Origin of the sequence: Streptomyces sp. NPDC057253 (assembly GCF_042669125.1) — a bacterium.
GTDB lineage: Bacteria > Actinomycetota > Actinomycetes > Streptomycetales > Streptomycetaceae > Streptomyces.
The window spans coordinates 43,248-68,842 of record NZ_JBHUXV010000013.1; the positions used below are offsets into that span (position 1 = coordinate 43,248).

The 25,595-nt window shown below is 72.3% G+C and carries 27 protein-coding genes and 1 pseudogene; 24 read left to right on the forward strand and 4 right to left on the reverse strand.

What is annotated here, in order from left to right:
• Positions 1-8: 8 nt before the first annotated feature.
• The 3 genes from ACFULQ_RS09855 (at position 9) to ACFULQ_RS09865 (ending at position 3,558) form a co-directional block, all read left to right on the forward strand.
• Positions 9-947: a 5-dehydro-4-deoxyglucarate dehydratase gene (locus ACFULQ_RS09855; protein WP_383540653.1), complete on the forward strand. Its 939-nt coding sequence runs from the start codon at positions 9-11 to the stop codon at positions 945-947.
• Positions 944-2,284 carry a glucarate dehydratase family protein gene (locus ACFULQ_RS09860; RefSeq protein WP_383540656.1) on the forward strand — a complete coding sequence of 447 codons (1,341 nt, stop codon included), beginning with the start codon at positions 944-946 and terminating at the stop codon, positions 2,282-2,284. Before ACFULQ_RS09855 ends, ACFULQ_RS09860 begins: the two co-directional genes overlap by 4 nt.
• 161 nt (positions 2,285-2,445) lie before the next feature.
• Entirely contained in the window at positions 2,446-3,558 is a 1,113-nt protein-coding gene (locus ACFULQ_RS09865; protein ID WP_383540658.1) for a carbohydrate kinase family protein, read from the forward strand.
• A 286-nt stretch (positions 3,559-3,844) separates the two neighbouring features.
• Here the strand turns inward: ACFULQ_RS09865 and ACFULQ_RS09870 are convergent, their stop codons facing one another.
• Positions 3,845-4,567 carry an FAD binding domain-containing protein gene (locus tag ACFULQ_RS09870; RefSeq protein WP_383540661.1) on the reverse strand — a complete coding sequence of 241 codons (723 nt, stop codon included), beginning with the start codon at positions 4,565-4,567 and terminating at the stop codon, positions 3,845-3,847.
• Positions 4,568-4,801: 234 nt separating this feature from the next.
• On the opposite strand from ACFULQ_RS09870, the gene ACFULQ_RS09875 reads away from it, so the two are divergent.
• The 19 genes and pseudogenes from ACFULQ_RS09875 to ACFULQ_RS09965 all read left to right on the forward strand — a co-directional run bounded on the left by ACFULQ_RS09875 (position 4,802) and on the right by ACFULQ_RS09965 (position 19,463).
• Positions 4,802-5,860 carry a PhoH family protein gene (locus ACFULQ_RS09875; RefSeq protein WP_078959977.1) on the forward strand — a complete coding sequence of 353 codons (1,059 nt, stop codon included), beginning with the start codon at positions 4,802-4,804 and terminating at the stop codon, positions 5,858-5,860.
• Positions 5,861-5,873: 13 nt separating this feature from the next.
• Positions 5,874-6,371, forward strand: coding sequence for an rRNA maturation RNase YbeY (gene ybeY, locus ACFULQ_RS09880; RefSeq protein ID WP_020136251.1), 498 nt, complete (start codon positions 5,874-5,876; stop codon positions 6,369-6,371).
• Complete coding sequence (locus ACFULQ_RS09885; protein WP_383540664.1) at positions 6,368-7,675, forward strand: hemolysin family protein; 1,308 nt, start codon at positions 6,368-6,370, stop codon at positions 7,673-7,675. Before ybeY ends, ACFULQ_RS09885 begins: the two co-directional genes overlap by 4 nt.
• Complete coding sequence (locus ACFULQ_RS09890; protein ID WP_383540667.1) at positions 7,672-8,031, forward strand: MmcQ/YjbR family DNA-binding protein; 360 nt, start codon at positions 7,672-7,674, stop codon at positions 8,029-8,031. Before ACFULQ_RS09885 ends, ACFULQ_RS09890 begins: the two co-directional genes overlap by 4 nt.
• Positions 8,032-8,123: 92 nt before the next feature.
• Positions 8,124-8,237 (forward strand): annotated as a pseudogene (locus tag ACFULQ_RS09895) (XRE family transcriptional regulator); the annotation flags it as partial.
• Between the two features lie 98 nt (positions 8,238-8,335).
• On the forward strand, positions 8,336-8,689 hold the full coding sequence (locus ACFULQ_RS09900) for a cytidine deaminase (protein WP_383540669.1): 354 nt from the start codon (positions 8,336-8,338) through the stop codon (positions 8,687-8,689).
• Between the two features lie 249 nt (positions 8,690-8,938).
• Positions 8,939-9,346, forward strand: coding sequence for a cupin domain-containing protein (locus ACFULQ_RS09905; RefSeq protein ID WP_383540670.1), 408 nt, complete (start codon positions 8,939-8,941; stop codon positions 9,344-9,346).
• Entirely contained in the window at positions 9,343-10,368 is a 1,026-nt protein-coding gene (locus ACFULQ_RS09910) for a methyltransferase (RefSeq protein ID WP_383540672.1), read from the forward strand. Before ACFULQ_RS09905 ends, ACFULQ_RS09910 begins: the two co-directional genes overlap by 4 nt.
• Before the next feature lie 9 nt (positions 10,369-10,377).
• On the forward strand, positions 10,378-11,430 hold the full coding sequence (locus ACFULQ_RS09915; protein WP_383540674.1) for a methyltransferase domain-containing protein: 1,053 nt from the start codon (positions 10,378-10,380) through the stop codon (positions 11,428-11,430).
• Between the two features lie 4 nt (positions 11,431-11,434).
• The gene (locus tag ACFULQ_RS09920; RefSeq protein WP_383540676.1) at positions 11,435-12,721 is read left to right on the forward strand and encodes a beta-ketoacyl-[acyl-carrier-protein] synthase family protein; all 1,287 of its coding nucleotides are present in this window, start codon (positions 11,435-11,437) and stop codon (positions 12,719-12,721) included.
• Positions 12,718-13,956, forward strand: a complete 1,239-nt coding sequence (locus tag ACFULQ_RS09925; RefSeq protein WP_383540679.1) for a beta-ketoacyl-[acyl-carrier-protein] synthase family protein — start codon at positions 12,718-12,720, stop codon at positions 13,954-13,956. Before ACFULQ_RS09920 ends, ACFULQ_RS09925 begins: the two co-directional genes overlap by 4 nt.
• Positions 13,935-14,363, forward strand: coding sequence for a holo-ACP synthase (acpS, locus tag ACFULQ_RS09930; protein ID WP_383540680.1), 429 nt, complete (start codon positions 13,935-13,937; stop codon positions 14,361-14,363). Before ACFULQ_RS09925 ends, acpS begins: the two co-directional genes overlap by 22 nt.
• 20 nt (positions 14,364-14,383) lie before the next feature.
• The gene (locus tag ACFULQ_RS09935) at positions 14,384-14,635 is read left to right on the forward strand and encodes an acyl carrier protein (RefSeq protein ID WP_030314748.1); all 252 of its coding nucleotides are present in this window, start codon (positions 14,384-14,386) and stop codon (positions 14,633-14,635) included.
• A gap of 4 nt (positions 14,636-14,639) precedes the next feature.
• Positions 14,640-15,092, forward strand: coding sequence for an SRPBCC family protein (locus tag ACFULQ_RS09940; protein WP_383540683.1), 453 nt, complete (start codon positions 14,640-14,642; stop codon positions 15,090-15,092).
• Between the two features lie 38 nt (positions 15,093-15,130).
• A complete protein-coding gene (locus tag ACFULQ_RS09945; protein ID WP_383540836.1) occupies positions 15,131-16,084 on the forward strand; it encodes a PfkB family carbohydrate kinase in 954 nt (317 codons plus the stop codon).
• A 164-nt stretch (positions 16,085-16,248) separates the two neighbouring features.
• The gene (locus tag ACFULQ_RS09950; RefSeq protein ID WP_383540684.1) at positions 16,249-16,734 is read left to right on the forward strand and encodes a methyltransferase family protein; all 486 of its coding nucleotides are present in this window, start codon (positions 16,249-16,251) and stop codon (positions 16,732-16,734) included.
• Positions 16,735-16,736: 2 nt separating this feature from the next.
• The gene (locus tag ACFULQ_RS09955; protein ID WP_383540686.1) at positions 16,737-17,546 is read left to right on the forward strand and encodes a cyclase family protein; all 810 of its coding nucleotides are present in this window, start codon (positions 16,737-16,739) and stop codon (positions 17,544-17,546) included.
• Positions 17,547-17,567: 21 nt separating this feature from the next.
• A complete protein-coding gene (locus tag ACFULQ_RS09960) occupies positions 17,568-18,842 on the forward strand; it encodes an acyltransferase domain-containing protein (RefSeq protein WP_383540688.1) in 1,275 nt (424 codons plus the stop codon).
• Between the two features lie 30 nt (positions 18,843-18,872).
• Positions 18,873-19,463 carry a TetR/AcrR family transcriptional regulator gene (locus ACFULQ_RS09965; protein ID WP_383540691.1) on the forward strand — a complete coding sequence of 197 codons (591 nt, stop codon included), beginning with the start codon at positions 18,873-18,875 and terminating at the stop codon, positions 19,461-19,463.
• 45 nt (positions 19,464-19,508) lie between these two features.
• Here ACFULQ_RS09965 and ACFULQ_RS09970 read toward each other — a convergent pair whose 3' ends face one another.
• The 3 genes from ACFULQ_RS09970 to ACFULQ_RS09980 form a co-directional block, all read right to left on the reverse strand.
• Positions 19,509-20,708 carry an FAD-dependent oxidoreductase gene (locus ACFULQ_RS09970; RefSeq protein ID WP_383540693.1) on the reverse strand — a complete coding sequence of 400 codons (1,200 nt, stop codon included), beginning with the start codon at positions 20,706-20,708 and terminating at the stop codon, positions 19,509-19,511.
• Positions 20,709-20,742: 34 nt separating this feature from the next.
• Positions 20,743-22,290, reverse strand: coding sequence for an MFS transporter (locus ACFULQ_RS09975; RefSeq protein WP_383540696.1), 1,548 nt, complete (start codon positions 22,288-22,290; stop codon positions 20,743-20,745).
• Positions 22,291-22,393: 103 nt separating this feature from the next.
• A complete protein-coding gene (locus tag ACFULQ_RS09980; RefSeq protein WP_383540697.1) occupies positions 22,394-23,059 on the reverse strand; it encodes a response regulator in 666 nt (221 codons plus the stop codon).
• Between the two features lie 567 nt (positions 23,060-23,626).
• On the opposite strand from ACFULQ_RS09980, the gene ACFULQ_RS09985 reads away from it, so the two are divergent.
• Both ACFULQ_RS09985 and ACFULQ_RS09990 read left to right on the forward strand, forming a co-directional pair.
• Positions 23,627-24,100 carry a hypothetical protein gene (locus ACFULQ_RS09985; RefSeq protein ID WP_383540700.1) on the forward strand — a complete coding sequence of 158 codons (474 nt, stop codon included), beginning with the start codon at positions 23,627-23,629 and terminating at the stop codon, positions 24,098-24,100.
• Positions 24,101-24,222: 122 nt separating this feature from the next.
• Positions 24,223-25,539, forward strand: coding sequence for a beta-xylosidase (locus tag ACFULQ_RS09990; protein ID WP_383540703.1), 1,317 nt, complete (start codon positions 24,223-24,225; stop codon positions 25,537-25,539).
• Positions 25,540-25,595: the final 56 nt, after the last annotated feature.

Below are 25,595 nucleotides of genomic sequence, written 5' to 3' on the forward strand. Positions count from 1 at the left end.
GAGTACGGGTGACCCTCGACCCGGACACGGCCCGACGGCTGCGGGACGGCATGGCACGCGGTGTGCTGTCGTTCCCGCTCACGAGCTTCCACGACGACGGCACCCTCGACCCGGACGGCTTCCGGGCCCATGTCGCGGCCCAGATCGCCACCGCCCCCGGCGCGGTCTTCCCCGCCTGCGGCACCGGCGAGTTCTTCTCGCTGGACGAGGACGAGTACCGCCAGGTCGTCACGATCACGGTCGAGGAGGCCGGCGGCCGGGTGCCCGTCGTCGCCGGGATCGGCTACGGCTGGGCGCAGGCCGTACGCTTCGCCCGGATCGCGGAGGACGCCGGCGCGGACGCGCTCCTCGTGCTCCCGCACTACCTGGTCGCCGCCCCGCAGGACGGCCTCGTCGCACAGCTGGAGCAGATCGCCGCCCGCACCCGGCTGCCGCTCATCGCCTACCAGCGCGGACAGGTCGCCTTCGGCCCGGCCGCGTTCCGCCGGATCACCGCGATCCCCGGGGTCATCGGGCTCAAGGACGGGCACAGCGACCTCGACCGGCTCCAGCGGCTCACCCTCGCCGCCCCCGAGGACTTCCTGTTCTTCAACGGCGCCGCCACCGCCGAGATCCAGGCCCGCGCCTACGCCGCCGTCGGCGTCCCCGCCTACTCCTCGGCCGTCCACGCCTTCGCCCCCGAGATCGCCGACGCCTTCTTCACGGCCCTGCGCGACGGCGACGACGGCACGGTCGACAAGCTGCTGCGCGACTTCTACGTCCCGTTCGTCGAGCTCAGGGACCGGGTGCCCGGGTACGCGGTGTCCCTGGTGAAAGCGGCCGCCCGGCTGCGGGGCCGCCCGGTGGGGCCGGTGCGCGCACCGTTCACCGATCCGACGGCCGCCGATCTCGCGGACCTCCGGCTGCTGCTGACCACCGGACTCGACCTCGTGGGAGCCCAGCTGTGAACCTCACGATCACCGACGTCCGCCTCACGCCGATCCTCGTCGCCGACCCGCCGCTGCTGAACACGCAGGGCGTGCACCAGCCGTACACGCCCCGGCTGATCGTCGAGGTGGAGACCGCGGACGGGGTGACCGGGCTCGGGGAGACGTACGGGGACACCAAGTACCTCGAACTGGCACGGCCGTTCGCGGCGAAGCTGATCGGTCGTCAGGTCAGCGATCTGAACGGGCTGTTCGCGATCGCCGACCAGGTGGCCGTCGACTCCTCCCGGGTCTCCGGGCAGGTCGACGTCGGAGGGCTGCGGGGTGTGCAGACCGCCGACAAGCTTCGCCTTTCCGTGGTCTCCGGATTCGAGGTGGCCTGTCTCGACGCGCTCGGCAAGGCGCTCGGGCTGCCCGTGCACGCGCTGCTCGGGGGCAAGGTGCGCGACGCCGTGGAGTACAGCGCCTACCTCTTCTACAAGTGGGCGTCCCACCCCGAGGGCGTGGCCGCCGAGAAGGACGACTGGGGGGCGGCCGTCGACCCCGCCGGGGTCGTCGCGCAGGCCCGGTTGTTCACCCGGGCGGCCGTCGACCCCGCCGGGGTCGTCGCGCAGGCCCGGTTGTTCACCGAGCGGTACGGGTTCACCTCCTTCAAGCTCAAGGGCGGGGTGTTCCCGCCCGACGAGGAGATCGCGGCGATCCGGGCCCTCGCCGAGGCGTTCCCGGGACATCCGCTGCGACTCGACCCCAACGGGGCGTGGAGCGTGCCGACTTCGCTGAAGGTCGCCCGGGAACTCGGGGACGTCCTGGAGTACCTGGAGGACCCCGCGCTGGGCACGGCGGCGATGGCCGAGGTGTCCGCGGGGACCGAGGTGCCGCTGGCCACCAACATGTGCGTGACCACCTTCGCCGAGATCAAGGAGGCCTTCGCGCGGGACGCGGTGCAGGTGGTGCTCTCGGACCACCACTACTGGGGCGGACTGCGCAACACCCAGCAACTCGCCGCGATCTGCCGGACGTTCGGGGTGGCGGTGTCCATGCACTCCAACACCCACCTGGGGATCAGCCTGGCCGCCATGACCCAGGTCGCCTCCACCGTGCCCGACCTCCACCACGCCTGCGACTCGCACTACCCGTGGCAGTCGGAGGACGTGCTCACCGAGCGGCTGGTGTTCGAGGGCGGGGCCGTGACGGTCTCCGACGCGCCGGGGCTGGGGGTGGAACTCGACCCGGAGAAGCTCCGGTTCCTGCACCGGCGCTGGCTGGACGACGACGGGACGCTGCGGGAGCGTGACGACGCGGCGGCCATGCGGGTGGCCGACGCCGGGTGGGTCACGCCGGAGGTGCCTCGCTGGTAGCGGGCCGGTCCTTACCGTTGGTCCTTGCCGCGGGTCCTCACCGCCGGTCCTTTCCGCGGGCCGAATCGCCCGGGGCCGGGCGGGGCTGACGTGGCGGACGGCTGGTTGTCGGTGCCGTGGTGCAGACTGGGCTGATCGGCACCACGTGCAGGGAGCTCACCGTGATCGCGTCCAACGGGAAGGGACCGTCGTACAAGGCCCAGGTCGACCCCCTGGCCGCAGTGCGCGCAGCCGACGATCCGCCCTGGGACGTCTATCTCACCGGCACCGTCTTCCTCGACATCGTCTTCACCGGACTCGGCTCCGCCCCGGTGCGCGGGACCGAGTCCTGGGCCCGCGGCATGGGGTCAAGCCCCGGCGGTGTCGCGAACATGGCCACCGCCCTGGCCCGGCTCGGGCTGCGCACCTCCCTGGCCGCGGCCTTCGGCGACGACCACTACGGCGAGTACTGCTGGGACGCCCTGGAGCGGGGCGAGGGCATCGACCTCTCGCCGTCCCGCACCGTTCGCGGCTGGCACTCCCCGGTCACCGTCTCCATGGCGTACGAGGGCGAGCGCACCATGGTCTCCCACGGCCACGAACCGCCCCCGGAGGAGCCCGCGCCCGACTGCCCGCCCCGCGCGCGTGCGGCCGTGGCCTCGCTGGAACCGGGCAGACGGGCCCCCTGGATCGCCCAGGCGGCCCGCAAGGGGACCCGTATCTTCGCCGACGTCGGCTGGGACGAGACCGGGGCCTGGGACCTGGCGGGCCTGCCCGACCTCGCGCACTGCGAGGCCTTCCTGCCCAACGCGGAGGAGGCCATGCGGTACACCGGCGCCGGCTGCCCCCGGGAGGCCGCGCACGCCCTCACCGAGCATGTGCCGCTGGCCGTGGTGACCCTGGGCGCGGAGGGCGCGTACGCCGTGGACCGGCGGACCGGGGAGACCGCCGAGGTCCCGGCCATCGAGGTCGAGGCGCTGGACCCGACCGGTGCCGGGGACGTCTTCGTGGCCGGCTTCGTCACCGGCACGCTGGCGGGCTGGCCGCTGGCGGACCGGCTCGCCTTCGCCGGCCTTACCGCCGCGCTCTCCGTCCAGGAGTTCGGCGGCTCCCTCTCCGCGCCGGGCTGGTCCGAGATCGGCGCCTGGTGGCGCAGGGTCCAGTCCGTCGACACCCAGGACCCCACGGCCCTGCGCCGCTACGCCTTCCTGGCCGGCCTGGTCCCGGAGGAGGAGACCCCGGCCTGGCCCCTGCGCAGGGCGGTACCGACGATCGGGTTCGGGAGGTCGGCGTGATGGCCGGGGTGGGTGTGGCTTCGGTGGCGGAGTGACGTCGTGGGCGGGTGTGGCTTTGGTGGCGGCGTGATTTCCCGGGGTGGGTGTGGCTTGGTGGCGGCGTGGGCCCAGGTCGGCGTGAGCCCGGGCCGACGTAAGCCCGGGCCGAGGTGAGTCCAGGCCGACGTAAGCCCGGGCCGGCGTGAGCCCAGGCCGGCGTGAGCCCAGGCCGGCGTGAGCCCAGGTCGGCGTGGAGTTCCGGTCGGGTGTGGGTTGCCGGCCGGCGGGAGTTCCGGTCGGTGTGGCCTCAGAGGCCCGCGGCGCGCTCCAGCACCGCGACCACCTCGTCCCGCACCACCTCGCGGGCCTCGGCCCGCAGCGCCGCGATCGTCGTACCGCTCAACGCGTCGAGCACGCTCTCCGCGCCCGCTGAGCAGGGCACGCTCTCGCTGAGGAACTCGTAGCCGTCGCGGACGGCGACGCGCAGCACCCGGCCGCCTTCCCCGGTCGCGTGCACGGCCGTGGCGACGACCAGCGGCGGCGGGCCGCCCGGGGCCTCGGTCACCTTGCGGTAGCCGCTGACCAGGGGTTCGTCCCAGTGCAGGCTCAGCAGCAGCGGCTTCTTGGCGAGCAGTTCGGCGAGGTCCGTCTCGAACGGCCCCTCCGCCGCCAGCACCCGCGCGCGGGCGTCCAGGACGAGCGCCGCGGGCAGCAGACAGCGCAGGGTGCTGCCGACGACGTTGCCGCCGACCGTGGCGGTCCGCCGCACGGCCCCCGTGCCGATCCCGGACGCGGCCCGGCGCAGCACCTCCGGCACCCGCTCGTCGATCCGGTGCAGCAGCACGGCCGCGCCCAGTTCCCGCGCGCCCAGGACGTTCGCCTCCGGCACCTCGCGCAGCGACACCGCCAGCTCGGGGAAACCGTCGCGTTGCCAGGCGGCCCACACGAGGGTGGCACCGCCGACGGGTATCGCCCCGTCGGTCAGACACTCCTGTGCCTCGGGCAGGGAGGTGGGCAGACGCAACAGCACGGGCTTCCCGCTTTCTCCATGGGCCTTCGCCACCGTCTTCGAACACGCGTGGCAGCGAGCGCATTCTCCCCAGGGCCCGGGGGGAGCATGCAGGGCTCACCGCGGCAAGGAGGGCGCCCTCGCCGTCGAAAAGCCCTACGGCGTTGTCAGTGCACCGTCGTACTCTTGAAACCGTGAGGCCGCCTTCCGATGCGGCCGTGACGAGGAGGAACCGCAGGCCTTCAGCGCCGGCCCATGACTCAGACACCCACAGGTCACAGCCCCGCGCAGGGGCAGGCGAGAGCACAGTTCACCGTCCCCGCCCAGCACCCCATGGTCTCGGTACTGGGGTCCGGCGATTCGCTCCTGCGCGTGATCGAGAAGGCCTTCCCGGCGGCCGACATCCATGTCCGGGGCAATGAGATCAGCGCGACCGGCGCGGCGGCGGACGTCGCCCTCGTGCAGCGCCTGTTCGACGAGATGATGCTGGTGCTCCGCACCGGACAGCCGATGACGGAGGACGCAGTGGAACGCTCGATCGCCATGCTGCGAGCGAGCGAGAACGGGACGAGCGACGGCCAGGAGACCCCGGCCGAGGTGCTCACACAGAACATCCTGTCCTCGCGCGGCCGCACCATCCGCCCCAAGACCCTCAACCAGAAGCGGTACGTCGACGCGATCGACAAGCACACGATCGTCTTCGGCATCGGCCCCGCGGGCACCGGCAAGACCTACCTGGCCATGGCCAAGGCGGTCCAGGCCCTCCAGTCCAAGCAGGTCAACCGCATCATCCTGACCCGCCCGGCGGTGGAGGCGGGAGAGCGCCTGGGCTTCCTGCCCGGCACGCTGTACGAGAAGATCGACCCCTACCTGCGCCCGCTGTACGACGCCCTGCACGACATGCTGGACCCGGACTCGATCCCGCGGCTGATGGCGGCGGGCACCATCGAGGTCGCGCCGCTGGCGTACATGCGCGGTCGCACCCTCAATGACGCCTTCATCATTCTCGACGAGGCCCAGAACACCTCGCCCGAGCAGATGAAGATGTTCCTCACCCGGCTCGGTTTCGACTCGAAGATCGTGATCACCGGTGACGTGACGCAGGTCGACCTGCCCAACGGCACCAAGTCGGGGCTGCGGCAGGTGCAGGACATCCTGGAGGGTGTGGAGGACGTGCACTTCTCCCGGCTGTCCTCCCAGGACGTCGTACGGCACAAGCTGGTCGGCCGTATCGTCGACGCGTACGAGAAGTACGACACCGAGAACGGTACGGAGAACGGCACCCACAAGGGCGGCCGGAACAAGCGGAAGTAGACAAGCCAGCACCATGTCGATCGACGTCAACAACGAGTCCGGAACCGAGGTCGACGAGCAGGCGATCCTCGACATCGCCCGCTACGCGCTCGCGCGGATGCGCATCCACCCGCTCTCCGAGCTCTCGGTGATCGTCGTGGACGAAGATGCCATGGAGCAGCTGCACATCCAGTGGATGGACCTGCCGGGGCCCACCGACGTCATGTCCTTCCCGATGGACGAGCTCAGGCCGCCCAGCAAGGACGACGACGAGCCCCCGCAGGGCCTCCTCGGCGACATCGTGCTCTGCCCCGAGGTCGCCAAGAAGCAGGGCGAGGAGGCCGAGACGCAGCACTCCATGGACGAGGAGCTCCAGCTCCTCACCGTCCACGGCGTGCTGCACCTGCTCGGCTACGACCACGAGGAGCCGGACGAGAAGGCCGAGATGTTCGGCCTCCAGGCGGCCATCGTCGACGGGTGGAGGCAGGAGAAGGGGCTGACCGGTCCGTCTCCCGCGCCGACCGTCTCATGAGCCTGCCCCTCGTCGCCGGCGCGATCGCCCTGGTCGTCGTCGCGTGGCTCGCCGCCTGCGCGGAGGCGGGCCTCGCGCGCGTCTCCAGCTTCCGCGCCGAGGAAGCCGTACGGAACGGGCGCCGGGGCAGTGCCAAGCTCGCCCAGGTCGCCGCCGACCCGACCCGGTACCTGAATCTGGCGCTGCTGCTGCGGGTCGCCTGCGAGATGGCGGCGGCCGCGCTGGTCACCTACGCCTGCCTCCAGCAGTTCCCGGGCACCACCCGGGCCCTGCTGGTCGCGATCGGCGTCATGGTGCTGGTGTCGTACGTCGCCGTCGGGGTCTCCCCTCGCACCATCGGGCGTCAGCATCCGCTCAACACGGCGACCGCGGCGGCGTACATCCTGGTCCCGCTGGCCCGGGTCATGGGCCCGATCCCCTCGCTGCTGATCCTCATCGGCAACGCGCTCACCCCCGGCAAGGGCTTCCGCCGGGGCCCGTTCGCCTCCGAGGCGGAGCTGCGGGCGCTGGTCGACCTCGCCGAGAAGGAGTCGCTGATCGAGGACGAGGAGCGCCGGATGGTGCACTCGGTCTTCGAACTGGGCGACACGCTGGTGCGGGAGGTGATGGTGCCGCGCACGGATCTCGTCGTCATCGAGCGCTACAAGACGATCCGTCAGGCCCTCACCCTCGCCCTGCGTTCCGGCTTCTCACGCATCCCCGTGACCGGGGAGAGCGAGGACGACATCGTCGGGATCGTGTATCTGAAGGATCTGGTCCGCAAGACGCACATCAGCCGGGACGCGGAGAGCGAGCTGGTCTCGACGGCCATGCGGCCCGCCGCCTTCGTGCCGGACACCAAGAACGCCGGCGACCTGCTGCGCGAGATGCAGCAGGACCGCAATCACGTGGCCGTCGTCATCGACGAGTACGGCGGCACCGCGGGCATCGTCACCATCGAGGACATCCTCGAGGAGATCGTCGGCGAGATCACCGACGAGTACGACCGTGAACTCCCGCCGGTGGAGGACCTCGGCGACGACCGCTTCCGGGTCACCGCGCGCCTCGACATCACCGACCTGGGCGAGCTGTACGGGCTGGACGAGTACGACGACGAGGACGTGGAGACCGTGGGCGGCCTGCTCGCGAAGGCGCTGGGCCGGGTGCCCATCGCCGGGGCGTCGAGCGTGGTCGAGCTGCCCGACGGCCGCTCGTTGCGCCTGACGGCGGAGGCCGCCGCCGGCCGCCGGAACAAGATCGTGACGGTGCTGGTGGAGCCGGTGGCCGCCCTCGAACCCGCCGAAGCGGAGAAGGAGTCCGAGTGACCGCCGAGGAACTGCGCGCCCTGTGCCTGTCGTTCAACGCGGCGGTGGAGGACTTCCCGTTCAGCCCGGAGATCTCGGTCTTCAAGGTGCTCGGCAAGATGTTCGCCCTGAGCTGGCTGGACAACCGCCCGCTGACGGTCAACCTCAAGTGCGACCCGGAGGACGCGATCCGGCTCCGCACCGACCACCCGGGGCTGATCATCCCGGGGTACCACATGAACAAGCGTCACTGGAACACCGTCACGGTCGACGGCGAACTCCCCGACCGTCTGGTCCGGGAGCTCGTAGAGGACTCGTACGACCTGGTGGTGGCCGGCCTACCGCGCGCCGAGCGACTGCGCCTCGACCGCCCCTGAGCGAGCCCGCAGCCCCCGCCCTGGACTCCGTCGGCCGGGTGCTGCGGCTCAGCAACGCCGAGCGGCGGCATCCGTACGTCCTCGCCGGACTGAACCTCACCGTCGTCCTGCACACCCCGCTGGACGAGGCGGGCACCGCGGCCAAGCTGGAGTGGCTGGCGTCGGCGGAGGGGCGGCGCGGGGCGATGTATCCGGTGGCGGGGTGACGTACCTCGACGGATCCCGTCGTATCCCGACGGACCCCGACGGACCCCGGCGTACCCCGTGACGAGGTGACCCGGGGTTCGGTTCGTATGCTCCTGTCATGACCGACAACAGCGCGCTTGACCCCGAGGACCGCAAGATCGTGACCCTGGCCCGTTCGGCTCGGGCTCGCAACGGGGTGCCCGAGGGGGCGGCCGTACGGGACGAGACCGGGCGGACGTATGTGGCCGGGACCGTGGCCCTTCCCTCGTTGCGGCTGAGTGCTCTGCGGACCGCGGTGGCGATGGCCGTGGCGTCGGGGGCGAAGTCGCTGGAGGCGGCGGCCGTGGTGACCGAGGCGGAGACCGCCGCGGCGGAGGACCTGGCCGCCGTACGGGATCTCGGCGGCGCCGGGACGCCGGTGCTGGTCGCCTCGCCGGACGGGACGGTACGGCTGACCCTGTCGGCCGGCTGACGCTTTTTCTTCCCTGAACATTCTCTCCCGGTGACGTTTCGCTTTCCGCACCGGGGAATGGGGCCGGGTGATTGTCCTGCGGGGTGGGCACATGTCCCGCTCGGACAGGGGACATTGTCACCCGGCGATGGTGACTGCTGTCCGTAGAACGCTTCGGCGACACCGCCATAGAGTCGCTTTCTGAAATCCCGGGACGACGGGTCCCCGCGATCGGAAAGGCGGCCGATGAAACGCGTGCACCGAACCGAAGTGAAGGCGGAAATCGTAAGGGAACCGGGAGCGAAGGAAACCACCCACCGGAAACTGATCGACACCCCCGACGGCGCCGACCGCTTCGTCCTCACCGAGTTCGAGGTGGCGCCGAACGGTTCCACGCCACCCCACCACCACGACTGGGAGCACGAGATATACGTGCTCGACGGCTCCATGGGCCTCGTCCTGCCCGACCAGGGCCGCACCGAGCAGGTCGGACCGGGCGAGGCCATCTTCATCCCGCGCGGCGAACCGCACGGGTTCGTCACCGGCCCCGGCCAGACCTGCCGCTTCCTCGTCGTCGCCCCGTGCGAACGGCCGCCGGTGCGCAACGTGTTCCTCTCCGAGGACCCCTACGAGTACACGCAACTGCCCGAGTACACGAGCCTCCTGGAGAGCAAGTGACCACAACCCCGGCAGCCGCGGACCTCGACTCCTCCCGGGTCCACTCCGTCCTGACCGCCTACCTCCAGTCCAAGGCCGTGTTCACAGCGATCGACCTCGGCGTCTTCGAGGCCCTGGAGAAGCAGCCCGCCACCCTGACCGAACTGGCCGACGGACTCGGCCTCGAACAGCGCCCCGTCCGCGCCCTGTTGGTCGCGCTCACCGGCCTGGAGCTGGTGCGCGCCGAGGACGGCAGGTACCTCAACACCGAGGAGGCCAGCCGCTATCTGGTGGCCGGCCGCCCCGAGTACATGGGCGGGTTCGCCGCCCACCAGAACTCCCACTTCGGCCACTTCGCCCGGCTCGACGAGGCCGTCCGCAACAACGCCTCGCTCAACCAGCGCGTCCTGAAGCAGGGGTACCGCGACCAGGGCGCCGCCCAGGGCGAGGGCCGCGAGGGCACCGGACGGCTCATCCAGGCCATGCGGGTCAGCTCCCGGCTCCAGGCGGGCAAGCTCGCCGAGGCCGCCCCGCTCGACGGCGTCCGCCATGTCGTCGACCTGGGCTGCGGCTCGGGCGACTACTCCATCGCGCTGGCCGGCCGCCACCCCGAACTGCGGGTGACGGCCCTCGACTACCCGGCCGTGACCGACCTGGCGCGCGCCAACGTGCGGGAGGCCGGACTGGAGGACCGGGTGGAGGTCCGTGCCGCCGACATCATGGCGGACGAGTGGCCGGACAGCGACGCCGTCCTGCTCTCGCACGTGCTCGACGGATACGGCCCCGAGCGCGCCGCGCACCTGGTCCGCCGTATCCACGCGCATCTGCCCGCCGACGGGCTGCTGTTGGTGCACTCCCACATGCCCACCCTGGCCTCCGGTCTCTTCCCCGCGATGTTCGGGCTGATCCTCCTGGTCAACACCGAGGAGGGCGAGGTCCGCGACGTGGACGAGATCCGCGGCTGGGTGGAGGACGCCGGGTTCCGCGGGATCACGACCCGGAACGTGTCCCTGCTCTCCGGCCTGCTCACGGCCACCAGGTAGGCGTCGGCGATGACGGACACACCGTCTCCCGCCGGGGCGCTCGCCCGCTACACCCAGGCCCCCGACCCCGGTTCCCTGCTGGCCCTGAACTTCGGCTTCGCCAGGGCCAGGGCGCTCGGTACGGCGCTGGAACTGGGCGTCTTCAGCGCCCTGGCCCGCGCCCCGCGCACCGCGCCCGAACTCGCCGCGGACCTGGGCTGCGACCCCCGCGGGGTGCGCGATCTGCTCGCCGTGCTGGAGGAGTTCGGGCTGCTGGAGGAGGGCTCCGGGCCGCAGGCTGCGGACGGTGGGCGCCGCCTCGCGCCGACCGAGCTCGCCCGCGCGTATCTCGTCGACGGTGAACCCGGCTGTCTCGGCGGGCACTTCGCGGACGTGCTCGGGCAGTGGGACCGGTGGGCCACGCTGACCTCGGTCGTCCGCACCGGCGAGCGCTCCGGGGACCTCGGTGCGCCGGCCGCGCGCGGACGGAATCCGGGGTTGTTCGGGGGCGCGTTCCCGCTCGCCGTCCGGGTCGCCTTCGACGCGGTGCGCCGGCTGCGGCCGGTCCCGGCGGGCCGGGTGCTGGACCTCGCCTGCGGCGCCGGAGAGTGGGGCATCGCGCTGGCCGCCGCCGACCCCGGAGCCCGGGTCACCGCGCACGACGACCCGGCACTGCTGGCCGAAGCCCGGGCGCGGGCCGAGGAGTTCGGGGTGGGCGGGCAGTTCCGGTTCGTGCCCGCCGACTTCGACGACCCACCGTTCGAGGACGCCGGGTTCGACACCGTCGTCCTCGCGCACGCGGGCCGCTTCGCCGGTCCCACGGAGACGGCACGGCTGCTGAGGGAGGCCGCCCGTGTCCTGCGTCCCGGCGGCACCCTGCTGGTCGCCGACGTCATGCGCCCGGAGCCGGGCGGGCCGTCCCTGAGCCGGCCGATGCTCGCGCTCAGCCTCCTCGTCAACACCGCCGACGGCGCGGTCCTGGCGGTGGACGAATATCGCGCCCTCATGGAAGAAGCCGGTGTCACGGCAAAGGAATGCGTCACACGGGGGCTGGTGACGGCCCAGACAGGTGAAAGGCGATAAACCCATGCGAGAAGTGGTCGTCACCGGGCTCGGAGTGGTCAGCCCGGCCGGAACAGGGAAAGACGTCTTCTGGGACACGGTCTCGGCGGGCAGGAGTGTTACGAAATCCCTTTCCGACATCACGAGTTCCAGCCTTTTCAAGTCCTTCGAATTCGCCTCGGACGCGGTCGCCGAGGTCCCCGACTTCGACGAGCAGCTCCCCGCGCTGCCCCCGGAGGTGCGCCGCCTCGACCGCTACGTCCAGTTCGCCGTCGTGGCGGCCCTCCAGGCCGTGCGGGACGCCGGACTCGAACCCGGCGGCCACGCCCCGGACCGCACCGGCATCTCCCTGTCCACGGCGATCTGCGGCACCCCGAAGATGGAGGAGGAGTTCCTCGCCGTCACCGACGAGGGCCGGCTGCCCATCGACCCCGCCAAGGCCGGCCGCGACCTGTACCTGGCGTCCATGTCGAACACACCCGGGGCCGTGCTGTCGGCGCTGCTCGGCGCGCAGGGCCCCTGTGTGACCCTGTCCACCGGCTGCATCGGCGGCATCGACGCGGTGGGCCACGCCTTCGAGACGATCGCCCACGGCGACGCCGACATCATGATCGCGGGCGCCAGCGAGGCCCCGATCACCCCGGTGACCGTCGCCTCCTTCGAGATCATCAACTGCCTCTCGCGCGCCCACCGGGACCGCCCCGCGGCCGCCTCGCGCCCCTACGACGCCGACCGCGACGGGTTCGTGCTCGGCGAGGGCTGCGGGGTGGTCGTCCTGGAGGAGCGTGAGCACGCGCTGCGCCGGGGCGCCACGCCCTATCTCCGGATCGCCGGGTTCTCGCACAGCTCCAACGCCATCCACATGACCGACCTGCTCTCCGACGGGGCCGACCTGACCCGCGCCATGAGCCAGGCCATCGAGCGCTCCGGGCTGCGCCCCGGCGACATCGACCACGTCAGCTCGCACGGCAGCTCCACCCGGCAGAACGACACCTGCGAGACCAGCGCCCTCAAGCTCGCCCTCGGCGAGCGCGCCCTCCAGGTCCCGGTGAACTCGGCGAAGTCCATGCTCGGCCACGCCCTGGCCGCCGCCAGCGCCATGGAGATCGTGCTGTGCGCCCTCGCCGCGGAGCACTCCTACGTCCACCCCACCGCCAACTACGAGAACCCCGACCCCTCCTGCGACCTCGACTACGTGCCGGGCACCGGGCGCCCCTGGGACGGCGAGGTCATCCTCAAGGACGCCAGCGGCTTCGCGGGGCTGCACGCGGCGATGGTCGCCCGGGCCGAGCGTGCGGGGGCGCTGCGATGAGCGTCGTCGTCACCGGCATCGGCGCCCTGACCCCGGCCGGCACCGGCATCGATCCGCTGTGGGAGGGCGCCCGCGACGGGGTCCCGCACCTCACCGCCATCGACCGCTTCGACGCCTCGGCGTACGCCTGCCCGGTCGCCGGCCAGTCCCCCTTCGACGCGGACGCCGAACTGCCCTCCCGCTTCGTCAAGCGCACCGACCGCTTCACTCACCTCGCCGTGCACGCGGCCCGCCAGGCGCTGGCGGACGCCGGGGTCGTGGTCGGCGAGGACAGCGACCCGGAACGCACCGGGGTCATGGTCGGCAACGTCCTGGGCGGCTGGGAGTTCGCCGAGCGGGAGCTGCGCAAGCTGTGGACCGAGGGTCCGCGGGCCGTCAGCCCCTACCAGGCCACCGCCTGGTTCCCGGCGGCACCGCAGGGCAACATCTGCATCGACCAGGGCATCAGGGGGCCCGCCCGCACCTTCGTCGCCGACCGGGCGAGCGGGGCGTACGCGCTGATCGGCGGCGCCGAGGCGCTGTTGCGCGACCGGGCCGACGTGGTGCTCGCGGGCGGGGTGGAGGCCCCGCTGTCGCCGTACGGCTGGCTCTGCCTGGAGACCAGCGGACTGGTCGCCAAGGCCCGGTCCGTCCTGGCCCCGCACGAGCTGTACCGGCCCTTCGACGCGGGACACGGCGGCAGCGTCTTCGCCGAGGGCTCGGTGTTCCTGGTGCTCGAACGCCGGGAGCACGCCGAGGCCCGCGGCGCCCGGATCCTCGGCGAACTCGCCGGCTGGGGCGTCAGCACCGACGGCTACATGCCGTACTACACGGTCGAACCGACCGGGCAGGTGCTGGCCCGCGCCATGACCACCGCCACCGAGCGGGCCGGGATCACCGGCGGCGACCTGGGCGCGGTCTTCGCGCACGGCTCCGGCATCCCCTTCGAGGACGTCACCGAGGGCTACGCCCTGTACGAGGCGTACGGCGCCGACGCGGGCCGGCTGCCGGTCACCGCGCCCAAGTCCGGCTTCGGGCATCTGCTCGGCGCCGCGGCCCCGGCCGACGTGGCGCTCGCCCTGCGGGCCATGGCGGAGGGCTCGGTGCCGCCCACCGTGAACGTGGACCGTCCGGCACCGGGCATCGACCTGGACGTCGTACGCGAAGGGGCGCGCCGGGATCCCGGGTGGGAGCACACCCTGGTGGTCTCCCGCGGGCTGGGAGGGGTGAACGCGTGTCTGCTGCTGAGGCGTTGATCGCACAGGTCACCGGGGACAGCCCCGCGACGGTGCGGGGGATCGGCATCGACGTGGTCGACGTGGAGCGGCTGCGGGCCATGCTGGAGCGGCGCGGACAGCCCCTGTGCGACCGGCTGTTCACCCCCGCCGAGCAGGCCCTGTGCGAGGGCGGCTCGCCGCGCCACCGGGCCTGCCGGATGGCGGGCCGGATCGCGGCCAAGGAGGCGGTCCGCAAGACCCTCGGCGGCTACGGACAGGGCTGCGGCTGGCTGGACATCGACGTCGGCCGCGCGGACTCGGGACAGCCGGTGCCACGGTTGTCCGGGCGGGCCGAACAGGCCTTCCGGCTGGCCTCGTTCACCGGACTGCATCTGAGCATCACCCACGAGGCGGGCGTCGCCGTGGCGATCGCCGTCGCCGTCTGACCTGAGGAGACAGGGACATCATGGACGTACGGGAACAGGTGGTCGACGTCATGCGCGGGGTCGGGTTCGACGCCGCCGAACTGGCGGACGACCGGCGGCTCGCGGAGGACCTCGACATCGACTCGACCGAACTGGTGGAGATCGTCGTCGCGTTGGAGCAGCACTTCGGGATCGGCATCGACGCCGAGGCCGAGGGCGGGTTCACGGTCTTCGGGGACCTGGTGGAGTGCGTCGGACGACTGCTGTCCGCGGGCAGCACGGTACGGGGGTGACGCGGTGCCGCGCATCGAGAACACCATCGTGATCGGGGCCGACGCCCGGCTGGTCTTCGACCTCACCAACGACATCGAGCGCTGGTCGGAGATCTTCGACGAGTACAGCGGCGCCAAGGTCCTCTCCGAGGAGCGCGAGGGACGCTGGACGGAGATCGTCTTCGAGCTCACCAACGAGGAGGGGGCGAGCTGGCGGTCCTGGCGCATCCTCGATCACCGCGGGCTGGTCGCGGTCGCCGAACGCCGGGATCCGCTCTACCCGTTCCGCTACATGCACCTGCGGTGGAGCTACGAGCCGGTCCCCGAGGGGACGGCGATGACCTGGGTGCAGGACTTCGAGCTCGACGAGAAGTTCCCGGTGCCGCTGGAGACGGTCCTGGAGCGGATGAACACCCACACCCGGCACAACCAGGCCGGCATCAAACGCAAGATCGAGTCCGGAGACGTACGGCCGTGAGGTCCCCGGCGCGGGTCGCGGTGACCGGGTCCATCGCGATGGACCACCTCATGTCGTTCCCCGGCCGCTTCACCGAGCAGCTCGTGCCGGACCAACTGCACACCCTGTCCCTGTCGTTCCTCTCCGACCGGCTGGAGATCCGGCGCGGTGGCGTCGCCGCCAACATCGCCTACGGGCTGGGGCGGCTCGGTGCCGCGCCGGTGCTGGTCGGCGCGGCGGGGGCGGACTTCGCCGACTACCAGGTGTGGCTCAAGCAGCACGGGGTCGACACCGACTCGGTGCTGGTCGTGCCCGGTGAGCACACGGCCCGGTTCGTGTGCACGACGGACGCGGACCACAACCAGATCGCCACGTTCCACGCGGGCGCGATGCGGGCGGCGTACACCATCGCCCTGCGGGACGTGCGCGCACGCGTCGGCGGGCTGGACCTGGTGGTGGTGTCGCCGAACGACCCCGCGGCGATGCTGCGGCACACCGAGGACTGCCGCGGCGGGGGGCTGCCGTTCGTCGCGGACCCCTCGCAGCAGATCACCCGGATGGGCCGGGGCGACGTGCGGTCCCTGCTGGCCGGGGCCCGGCTGCTGTTCACCAACGCCTACGAGTCGGCGCTGCTGCGGGAGTGCACCGGCTGGGACACCGGCCAGGTGCTGGAGCGGGTCGGCGCCTGGGTCACCACGCTCGGCGCGGACGGGGTGCGGCTCGAACGCGCCGGCCACGACCCGGTGGTGGTGCCGGCGGTTCCCGAGGTCGCGGTGGCCGACCCGACGGGCGCGGGGGACGCCCTGCGCGCGGGCCTGCTCGCCGCGCTCACCCACGGCATTCCGCTCATCCCGGCCGCCCGTCTGGGCTGCGCCCTCGCCTCCTTCGCCCTGGAATCCATCGGCACCCAGACCTACGCCCCGCCCGCCCGCGCGGTGGCGACCCGCCTCCGCGAGGTGTACGGGGACCGCACGGCACGGGAACTGGCCTCGGTACTGGGGAGGTCGCGGTGAGCCGGGGACGGCGACCGAAGGCCGGGGGGCCGGTGAAGCGGGGATGGTATCCGAGGGCCGGCGGTCCGGTGGGTGCGGAGCGGCGCCCGGGGACTGGGGACCCTGTCACCCCGCAGCGGCGCCCGGGGACAGGGTCCCCCGGCACCCCGGAGCGGCGTCTTCGCGTGGGGCCGCTGCTGATTCCTCTCGTCGTCGCCGGGGCCGTCCCCCTCGTGCTGGGGCGGTGGCTGTCCGGGCCCCGGCTGCCTCTCGCGGGCTGGCTCTCGGTGGGGGGCGGCGGCGTTCTCGTGGCGGCGGGTGCCTGGATGGTCGCCGATGCCGTCGATCGGGTCTATCTGCGCCAGGCCACACCGCTCGGCGACCGGCCGCCCGAGCGGCTGGTGCGGTCCGGCGGGTACGCGGTGATCAGGAACCCCATGGCCGCCGGGATGACCCTCGTCCTGCTCGGCGAGGCCCTGCTGTGGTCCGCGCCGAGCATCGCCCTGTGGGCCGCGTTCGTGCTGGGCGTCTCCTGGACGGCCGCCCGGCGCGTCGAGGAACCGAGTCTGGCCGAGGCCTTCGGCGAGGAGTACGCCGCCTACCGGCGTGCGGTGCCCGCCTGGACACCCGGCACCCCGGTACGGCACCGACCGCGCACGAACGAGGAGTAGCCGTGTTCGTCGACCTGAGCATCCCCGTCAGCCGCCGGGCCCCCGGCGTCGAGTTCGAGCAGTGGCTCCACCACGACGGCATCCGCCATCTCTCCCGCAGGATCCGGGCGTTGCCCGGCGACAGCCGCCGCGACCGGCTCCGCAACCACCTGCGCTGGCTCACCGGAAGCCGCCGGCTGCGCGAGCGGGACCTGCCGGGCGGCTGCTTCCTGTCCAACGAGTTCTACCGGATGTCCGTCCACCAGGGCACCCACGTCGACGCGCCCTTCCACTACGGCCCCGAGTGCGAGGGACGCCCCGCCAGGAAGATCCTGGACCTGCCCCTGGAGTGGTTCTGCGGACCCGGCGCGGTGCTCGACGTACGCGGCTGCGGGGGCCGGGTGACGGCCGCCGACGTCAAGGAGGCGCTGCGCACGACGGGTGCGGACGTCGGCCCCGGCTCGGTGGTGCTGTTCCGCACGGACTCCGATCTGCGCCTGGGCACCCCCGCGTACTTCACCGAGTCGACCGCCATCAGCCCGGAGGCCGTCGACCACCTCCTCGACCTCGGCGTGAAGGTGCTCGGCACCGACTGCTGGAGCTTCGACGGCCCGGCCCGCCGGATGGTCGAGGACTTCTTCGCCACCCGCGACCCCGAGGCCCTGTGGCCGACCCATCTGCACGGCAGGCAAAGGGAGTTCATCCAGATCGAGGGGCTCGCCGGACTGCGGGCGCTGCCCCGGGGCCCGTTCACCTTCATGGCGTTCCCGATCGCCCTCGCGGACGCCGGCGCGGCCTGGTGCCGGGCGGTGGCCCGAACGGACCCCGAGTGACCCCTCGCGAAGGGCAGCCACATGACGACCCACCCCCGCACCGCCCAGCTCCTCACCCTGTCCGCCCCGACCCCTGAGGCGCTGCGCGAGGCGGCCCGGGAGGCCGCCGCCCGGCTCACCCGGGCCGACGACGCCACCCTGGAGCGGCTGTGCGCCGAGGCCGCGGGAGGGCCGCATTCCAGCCACCGTATGAGCGTCGTGGGCCGGACCCCCGGCGAGCTCGCCGGCCGTCTCCGCGCCCACCTCGCGGGCGAGCCGGTCAAGGAGGTCGCCACAGGTCACGCGGCCCCCGGGCGCACACCGCCGGTCGGTTTCCTGTTCAGCGGCCAGGGCGCCCAGTTCGCCGGCATGGGGCAGGGCCTGTACCGAACGGAGGCGGTGTTCAGGGAGACGTTCGACCGCTGCGCCGAGGCCGCCCGGCCCTTCGTCGCCGTACCGCTGCACGACCTGCTCGACCCCGCCGCCGGTGCCGTGGTGCACCGCCTCGCCCATGCCGCGCTCGGCACGTTCTGCCTGGGCACGGCGCTGGCGGAGCTGTGGCGCAGCTGGGGCGTCGAACCGGCGGCGGTGCTCGGGTTCAGCTTCGGCGAGTACGGTGCCGCCTGCCGCGCGGGCGTCCTCTCGCCCGAGGACGCCGTACGGCTGCTGGGCACGGCCGTCACGTTGGCCGAGCGGGTCACCGACGGCGCGATGGCGGTGGTGGGCCTGGGGGAGCGGGCCGCGCGGGACCTGCTCGCCGACACCGAGCCGTCGGTCGGGATCGCCGCGGTCATCTCACCGCACGAGGTGTCGCTGTCGGGCCGGGCCGAGGCGCTCGCCCGGATCGTGGACCGGCTGACCGCCTCCGGGGTGCGCACCAGCTCCCTGCCGGTGCGGGCGGGGCTGCACTCGCCGCTCCAGGAACCGGCCCTGGCCGAACTGCGGGCAGTGGCCGGCGAGGTCGGCACCCGGGCGCCGCGCATCCCGTACGTCTCCACGGTGACCGGCGCCCAGGTCACCGGGCCGGTGGGACCCGAGCACTGGTGCCGTCACCTGCGGGGCCCGGTGCGGTTCCTGGACGCGCTCCGGGTCCTCGACGCACAAGGCATCCGGATCTCCCTGGAGGTCGGTCCGGGGCGGGCGCTGGCCGGGCTCGGGGCGCGCTGTCTGCCGGGCGGCGGACGGCTGTGGCCGGCCTCGCTGGGCCGCTCCACCGACGGGACCGGCGCGATGCTCTCGGCCCTGGGGCGGCTGCACACGGCCGGGGTGCCGGTGCGCTGGCCCGCGGTCTTTCCCGGGGCCGCGTCCGTGGGATAGGGGCGAGGGCAGCTCTCTATACTGTCCCCGATGGTTGACGAAGAAATCACCCGCTCGGCTCCGGGGCGGCCCCGCAGCGCGGAAGTGTCCCGGGGAATCAATCTGGCCGCACTGGCCCTGTTGCGGGAACGCGGGCCCCAGGGAGTCACCGTGGAAGCGGTGGCCCAGTATTCGGGTTCCGCGAAGACGACCATCTACCGCCGGTACAAGGACCGTTATGAACTCCTGCGGTCGTCGTTGGCGTTCGTCGAGAATATCCCCGAACCCGAAGCGGGGCTTCCGGTACGCGAGAAACTGAACTATTTGCTACGGCAATTCAGGCATGGGTTGGAAGAGGTCGTCGGGCTGCGCGCCCTGGTCGCCCTGTTGCACGGCGACGAGGACCCGGAGTTCACCCGGGCTTTCCGGGAGACCATCCTGCGGCCGCGCCTGGAGACCATCCTCGCCACGCTGCGGGAGGGCGTGGCCGACGGAGAACTGCGGGCCGACGCGGACTACGAGACGGTCGTCAGCATGATGGCGGGCTCGTACATCGCCCGGTACGCGGTCCGGGGCACCCCACCGCCCCCCGACTGGGTGGACTCCGTACTCGACACGATCTGGCCGGCGATCCGCTCCTGAACCGCGAGGCGGGCCCCCGTGCGGTCCGGGCCGCGGGCGATCCCCTCACGCGATGTGCTCCGGGCGCAGGCCCACCCCGATGAAGCGGGCCGTCCAGCGGGTCAGGGACGGGAAGCGGCGGACCAGGCGGGCGGCCAGCGGGCGCTCCACCGTGGAGCGGCGGTCCTTGGGGTACAGGTCGGCCAGCATGTGCACCTGGGCGGTCTGCACCGCCCGCACCGGCAGTTCACGGCGGCGCTGCACCCGGGCCAGCTCGTGCGGGGTGGGGGTGCGTCCGGCGCGCAGGGTGGGTCCGAGCATCCGGGCGGCGGCCACCGCGTCCTGCACGGCGAGGTTGATGCCGACCCCGCCGGCCGGCGACATGGCGTGCGCCGCGTCCCCGATGCACAGCAGTCCCGGCCGGTACCAGGTGCGCAGCCGGTCCACCCGCACGGAGAGCAGCTTCACGTCGTCCCAGTCGCGGATCTCGCGCCCGACCCGGTCGCCGAACGGCGGGTGCACGGAGGCCACGTCGGCCCGGAGCCGGTCCAGGCCCTCCGCCCGTACGGCGTCGTACTGGCCCTGGGGGATGACGTAGGCGATCTGCCAGTAGCTGCCGCGGTCGATGGTGATCAGGACGAAGCCCCGGCCGGTGTGCAGAAAGCTCATGGTCTCCTCGGGGTCGCGGGGGAGGCGGAACCAGAGCACGTCCATCGGGGCCGCGCTGGCCGACACCGGCAGCCCGACGGCCCGCCGCATGGTCGAGTGCCGGCCGTCGGCGGCGAGCACGAGGTCGGACCGGATCTCCAGCGGCCCGTCCGGGGTGTCCGCCCGCACCCCCCGCACCCGGTCGCCCTCCCGGATCACCGAGACCCCCTCGGCCTTCTGGTACAGCCGGAAGCCGGGCAGTTCACCCGCCTTGCGGGCCAGGAAGTCCAGCACGTCCCACTGCGGCATGAACGCGATGTAGGGGAAGGGGCCGCCGATCCGGGAGAAGTCGGCGAAGGTCACCGGACCCGCGGCGGTGCGCACGGTGATGTCGGTGACCTTGGTGTGCGGGATGCGCAGGAACTCCTCCAGGTACCCCAGTTCGTCGATGATCCGCAGGGTCGAGGGGTGCACGGTGTCGCCGCGGAAGTCCCGCAGGAAGTCGCCGTGCTTCTCGAGGACGACCACCTCCACGCCCTGCCGGGCGAGCAGCAGACCCGCCATCATCCCCGCGGGTCCGCCGCCGACGACGACACACCGGGCGGTCTCGGTCTTCATGGAGTGCTCCTGGGGGTCCGGGACCGGTGCGGGGTCAGTGCCCCGCCGCGATCGGCAGGGGGTCGCCGTCGGGTCCGGTCGTGGTGAGGTCGCGGCCGCGGATCAGCGGGATCACGGCGAGCGCGCCGACGAACGCCACCACCGCCGCCACCGTCAGGATCGAGTTGAGTCCGTCGACGAACGCGGTGTGCGCCGCGTCGGTGAAGATCCCCCGCTGCTCCGGGGGCAGCTGGGGCAGTACGGCGCCGATCTGGCCCGAGGCCACGGCGTCGCCCAGTTCGTCCGCCCGCCCCGTCAGCGGGGTGCCGGCGAGGGTCTCGGCGACCGCGTCGCGCACCCGGTGGGCGAAGACCGCTCCCAGGGAGGCGATGCCGAGGGCGATGCCGAGCGAGCGGCAGGTGTTGCTGAGGCCGGAGGCGACACCGACCCGGGCCGGTTCCACCGCGCCCATCGCGGCGGCGACCACGTTGGGGTTGACCACGCCGACGCCGAGCCCGGTGACCAGCTGTCCGGCGAGCAGCGCGGTCCAGTCGTCGGAGGCGTCGAGTCCGCCCATCAGGAGCAGGCCGAGGCCGATGAGGGCGAGGCCCCCGGAGACCAGCCAGCGGGCCGGCAGCAGGGTGCCGGCCCGGGCCGCGACCGCGGAGGCCACGAAGATCGACAGGGTCAGGGGCAGCAGCCGGAGCCCGGCCGCCAGGGGGGCGTGGCCGAGCACGGTCTGGAGGTAGAGCGTCAGGTACAGCAGCAGGGCGAAGGCGGTGGAGCTCATGGCCAGCACGCCGACCGCGGCGCCCGTGGTGGTGACCTTGCGCAGCACGGCCCCCGGCAGGAGGGGGTCCGCGCGGTGCCGTTCGACCAGGACGAACGCGGTCAGCGTGACGGCCGACAGCACGAATCCGCCGACCACCGGGGCGCTGCCCCAGCCCTCCTCGTTGGCGCGCAGCAGGGCGAAGGAGAGGGAGCCCAGCGCGGTGCCGAAGGTGAGGAAGCCGGGCCAGTCGATCCGGCCGGGGTGCTCGGCCCGGGACTCGGCGACCCGGGCGGCGGTGGCGATCAGGGCGAGGACGCCCACGGGGAGGTTCACCAGGAAGATCCACCGCCAGCCGGCCCCCTCGACCAGGACCCCGCCGGCCAGCGGCCCCACGGCGAGCGCGGCCCCGCTGACCGCGCCCCAGACCGCGAGGGCGACATGGCGGTCGCGGTGGTCGGGGTAGGCGGCGGCGAGCAGTGCCAGGGACGTGGCCAGCAACGCGGCGCCGCCCACGCCCTGGAGCACCCGGGCGGCGATCAGCATGAGCGGGTCCTGGGCGATGCCGCACAGCAGTGAGGCGAGCGTGAAGACGGCCATGCCCCAGGAGAAGACGGCCCGCCGGCCGAACCGGTCGGCGAGGGAGCCCGCGGTCAGCAGCACCGCGGACAGGGCCACGGCGTAGGCCGCGACCACCCACTGGAGGTCGGTGAGGGTGGCGTCGAGGGCTTCCTCGATGTCGGGCAGCGCGATGTTCACGATCGTCACGTCGAGCAGCAGCATGAAGCTGCCCACCGACACCACACACAGCGTCCACCACCGGTTGAGCGCCATGTTCCCTCCTCGGCCCGGCAGTTCTGGCCGGGGTCATTTAAATACGCTACGAGGAGCGTAGCGTATTTGCTCAGGAGGGAACAGGGCGCATCCCTGGCACCGGTCAGGGCTCGACGGTGGCCTCGGGGCGCAGATGCAGCGAGCGCCTGGCGTAGAGCGCGGTCTGCACCTGGTTCTGGGTGCCGAGCTTGGCGTAGATGCGGCTGAGGTAGTTGCGCACGGTCTTCGGGCTGATGCCGAGGCGCTTGGCGATGCCGTGGGTGGCGTGCTCGTCGGCCATGAGGAAGAGGATCTGCCGCTCGCGCTCGGTGAGCTGGGACAGCGGCGAGGCGTCGTCCTCCGGGTTGCCCGACAGCAGCTCCAGCACCTGTCCGGCCGCGACCGTGGACAGCGCGGCGCCCTCCCGGTGGACGGTGAGCAGGGTGTCGCGCAGTTCTTCCGCCCCGATGTCGCGGGAGAGATAGGCGTTGGCGCCGGCCGCGAAGGCCTCGCGCATGTAGACCGGCTGCTGGTTGGTGGCGAGGACGACGATCCTGACGTGCCGGAAGTCGCGGCGGATGGCCCGGGCCACCTGGGCGCCGTCGCCTCCCGCGGGGCCCAGCCCCATGACGACCAGGTGCGGCCGCTCCCGCCGGACCATCTGGAGCGCCGACACCCCGTCACGGGCGAGGGAGACCACGGAGAATTCCGCGAATCCCTCCAGAATTTTCTGGAAGCCTTCGGCCACCAGTCGCTCGCTGTCCACGAGCAGAACTCGTATGGATGACATGCGGTCCCTTCGTTCCCCTCAACATTCACTTGCGTGAAGAGAGCACGTGGGTGCAGCGATGATTGCCCCCGTTGACGTCCCCGCTTCCTTCGCTGTTCGATAAGTTCCGGTGAAGACCGATGCTACACGTAGTCGGGGAATCTTTTCGGTCAGTGTGGAGCGCCCTGTTCAGGCACTTTTCCTGCGTTTATGGCTTCTCCGTGCAGGTGGGGGCTTCCGAAAGCGCATCCAGGCCGTCGGCTTGGATGTTCCCGTTCCGAGAACGAAATCCGGACTTTGTTGTTCCGGTCGACTTTTTCTCGTACGACATCCAAATGTCGACGTTCTGAAATTCCGGAGACGTAGTGTCGCCGGGCGGCGATCGGCGGCTCATCAGTGGCCGGTCCGAATATCGCTCTTGTCGAGCCGCGCCCCGTACGCATCAATGGAACCGGTAGTTCCGGCGGACCGTCAGATACCGGCTCCCGTGGCGTACCGCACCACGCCCGTGAAGGCCGGCCGTCCCTCGGGACGCACCCCCGTCCATCCCCACATGGCAGTCCCCACCACGGGAAGGGAACCGGATCCATGAAAGGCATGCGTACAGGCACAGGTGCGGCACTGGTGGTCGGCGCGCTCGCGGCCGCCGGGCTGGCGTTCGCGCCCGCCGCCCTGGCCGTCACCCCGGACACCGCGACCATCGACGCGGACTGCGGCATCTACGGCAGCGGCCAGGCCACCCTCACCGCCACCCAGGACGGCACCGCCGCCACCCTCACGGTCACCTCGGCGATCAACGCCCCGCTCGCGCTCTCCGAGGACTCGATCACCTCGACCCTCACCCTGGTCGACGCGAACGGCGGCACCGCCACGTTCACCGGCACGGAGAACCCGGCCATCGCGGCCGGCGACCCCGTCACCGTCGATCCGCTCAGCGGCACCGTGAACTCCGGGGACAGCCTGGAGGCGTACGGCGGTTCGCTCCAGATCGTCGTCTTCGGCATCACCGTCACCTGCACGGCGACCGGGCCGCAGTCGCCGGGGCCGTTCGTGTTCGACTGAGCAACTCCCCGGGCCGCCGCGGAAACTGATGAATCGTCAGGTTTCCGCGGCGGCTCCATTGACTTCTCACGCAATCCACACATCAATGCCCCCAGTGAGCGCAGAAGGAAGGGGGCACACCCATGGGTTCGACAACCCGAAGACGCCGCTGGGCTTCGTTGCTCGGCGCGACCGCGCTCGCGGTCACGGCGGGTGGCGCGCTGGCCTGTCCGGCCGGAGCCGCCACCGACGTGGACTTCGCCACGCACTGCATCCCGCCCGCCGTCGCGGGCATCCCGCCGATCGACGGCACGACCACCGCCAAGATCACGGTCGACAACACCGGCCCCAAGGTGGGCGACACCGTCACCGTGACCTACACGGTGGTCAAGCCCGCCGCCAGCAACCCCACGGCCCTCGCACTGCCGGCCGACATCATGACCCCGACCGGCAAGGTCACCCTCGGCGGCGCCCAGACCGGTGCCGTGACGGTCGCGGGCCCCAAGAAGAACGACCCGGTGCCCGGCAACGGCGCCTTCCCGTCGTTCTCCATGACCGGCACCTTCAAGGTCACCGCGCCCGGCGCGATCACCCTCTCGCCCGGCGACTACAACATCCACACCAGCTACATCCTCGAACTGGACACCCCCTGCACGGTGATCACCCCGCCCGCCCCGGTCTCCGAGACGGTCACCGCGACCGACGCGAACCCGGTCAACGAGCGTGACATCACCCTCGGTGCGGCCTCCGGGAAGCCCGGTGCGAGCGTCACCGTCACCGGCAGCAAGTTCACCCCGGGCGCCACGGTCACCCTGGCCGGGCGGGCAGGCAGCGCCCAGACCGCGGACACCGCCACGGCGACCGCCGACTCCTCCGGCAACTTGAGCGGTTCGCTCGTCGTCAACGACAAGACGACGACCGGAATCGTGGCCTACGAGGGCAGCGCGTGGAGCGACGCCAAGGGTGCCGGGCCCAAGGCGTACGTCGTCATCGACGACACGCCCGTCCCGGCCGGCAGCCAGAAGATCACCACCACGGTGAAGGCCGGCACGCTGTCCATGTCCCAGACCGGGGACACCGTCAGCCTCTCGGCGGTGGACTACGGCACGGGCGGGGCCTCGACCGGCAACCTCAACCAGGTGACGGTCAAGGACTTCCGCGGCGGACCCGCCGGCTGGTCCCTCACCGGCAAGGTCACCGACTTCACCGGACCCGGTGCCAAGATCGGTGCCGGTGCGCTGAGCTGGAGTCCCTCCTGCGCCACCAAGGCGGGCAGCCCGAGCACCTGCCAGGCCGGTTCGGCCGGCGCGGTCGGATCCTCGGGGGCGACCCTCGCGTCCACCCCCAACGCGGCACTCACCGGCGGTGAGTTCACCGTGGACGCCGGACTCTCCCTGAACGTACCGGCGTTCACCCCGGTCGGCACGTACTCCGGCGTGCTCACCCTCACCCTCAGCTGAACCGTACGGGCGCCCGCACCCGCCCGTCCGTCCCTCTCCACCCGTGGGGGTCCGCA

What these genes read in the sequence shown, in the direction of transcription:
- ACFULQ_RS09875 (WP_078959977.1), top strand. Translation starts at nt 4,802, where the DNA reads ATGACTCAGACACCCACAGGTCACAGCCCCGCGCAGGGGCAGGCGAGA.
- ybeY (WP_020136251.1), top strand. Translation starts at nt 5,874, where the DNA reads ATGTCGATCGACGTCAACAACGAGTCCGGAACCGAGGTCGACGAGCAG.
- ACFULQ_RS09885 (WP_383540664.1), top strand. Translation starts at nt 6,368, where the DNA reads ATGAGCCTGCCCCTCGTCGCCGGCGCGATCGCCCTGGTCGTCGTCGCG.
- ACFULQ_RS09900 (WP_383540669.1), top strand. Translation starts at nt 8,336, where the DNA reads ATGACCGACAACAGCGCGCTTGACCCCGAGGACCGCAAGATCGTGACC.
- ACFULQ_RS09915 (WP_383540674.1), top strand. Translation starts at nt 10,378, where the DNA reads ATGACGGACACACCGTCTCCCGCCGGGGCGCTCGCCCGCTACACCCAG.
- ACFULQ_RS09920 (WP_383540676.1), top strand. Translation starts at nt 11,435, where the DNA reads ATGCGAGAAGTGGTCGTCACCGGGCTCGGAGTGGTCAGCCCGGCCGGA.
- ACFULQ_RS09925 (WP_383540679.1), top strand. Translation starts at nt 12,718, where the DNA reads ATGAGCGTCGTCGTCACCGGCATCGGCGCCCTGACCCCGGCCGGCACC.
- ACFULQ_RS09935 (WP_030314748.1), top strand. Translation starts at nt 14,384, where the DNA reads ATGGACGTACGGGAACAGGTGGTCGACGTCATGCGCGGGGTCGGGTTC.
- ACFULQ_RS09945 (WP_383540836.1), top strand. Translation starts at nt 15,131, where the DNA reads ATGGACCACCTCATGTCGTTCCCCGGCCGCTTCACCGAGCAGCTCGTG.
- ACFULQ_RS09960 (WP_383540688.1), top strand. Translation starts at nt 17,568, where the DNA reads ATGACGACCCACCCCCGCACCGCCCAGCTCCTCACCCTGTCCGCCCCG.
- ACFULQ_RS09965 (WP_383540691.1), top strand. Translation starts at nt 18,873, where the DNA reads ATGGTTGACGAAGAAATCACCCGCTCGGCTCCGGGGCGGCCCCGCAGC.
- ACFULQ_RS09970 (WP_383540693.1), bottom strand. Translation starts at nt 20,708, where the DNA reads ATGAAGACCGAGACCGCCCGGTGTGTCGTCGTCGGCGGCGGACCCGCG.
- ACFULQ_RS09975 (WP_383540696.1), bottom strand. Translation starts at nt 22,290, where the DNA reads ATGGCGCTCAACCGGTGGTGGACGCTGTGTGTGGTGTCGGTGGGCAGC.
- ACFULQ_RS09980 (WP_383540697.1), bottom strand. Translation starts at nt 23,059, where the DNA reads ATGTCATCCATACGAGTTCTGCTCGTGGACAGCGAGCGACTGGTGGCC.
- ACFULQ_RS09985 (WP_383540700.1), top strand. Translation starts at nt 23,627, where the DNA reads ATGAAAGGCATGCGTACAGGCACAGGTGCGGCACTGGTGGTCGGCGCG.
- ACFULQ_RS09990 (WP_383540703.1), top strand. Translation starts at nt 24,223, where the DNA reads ATGGGTTCGACAACCCGAAGACGCCGCTGGGCTTCGTTGCTCGGCGCG.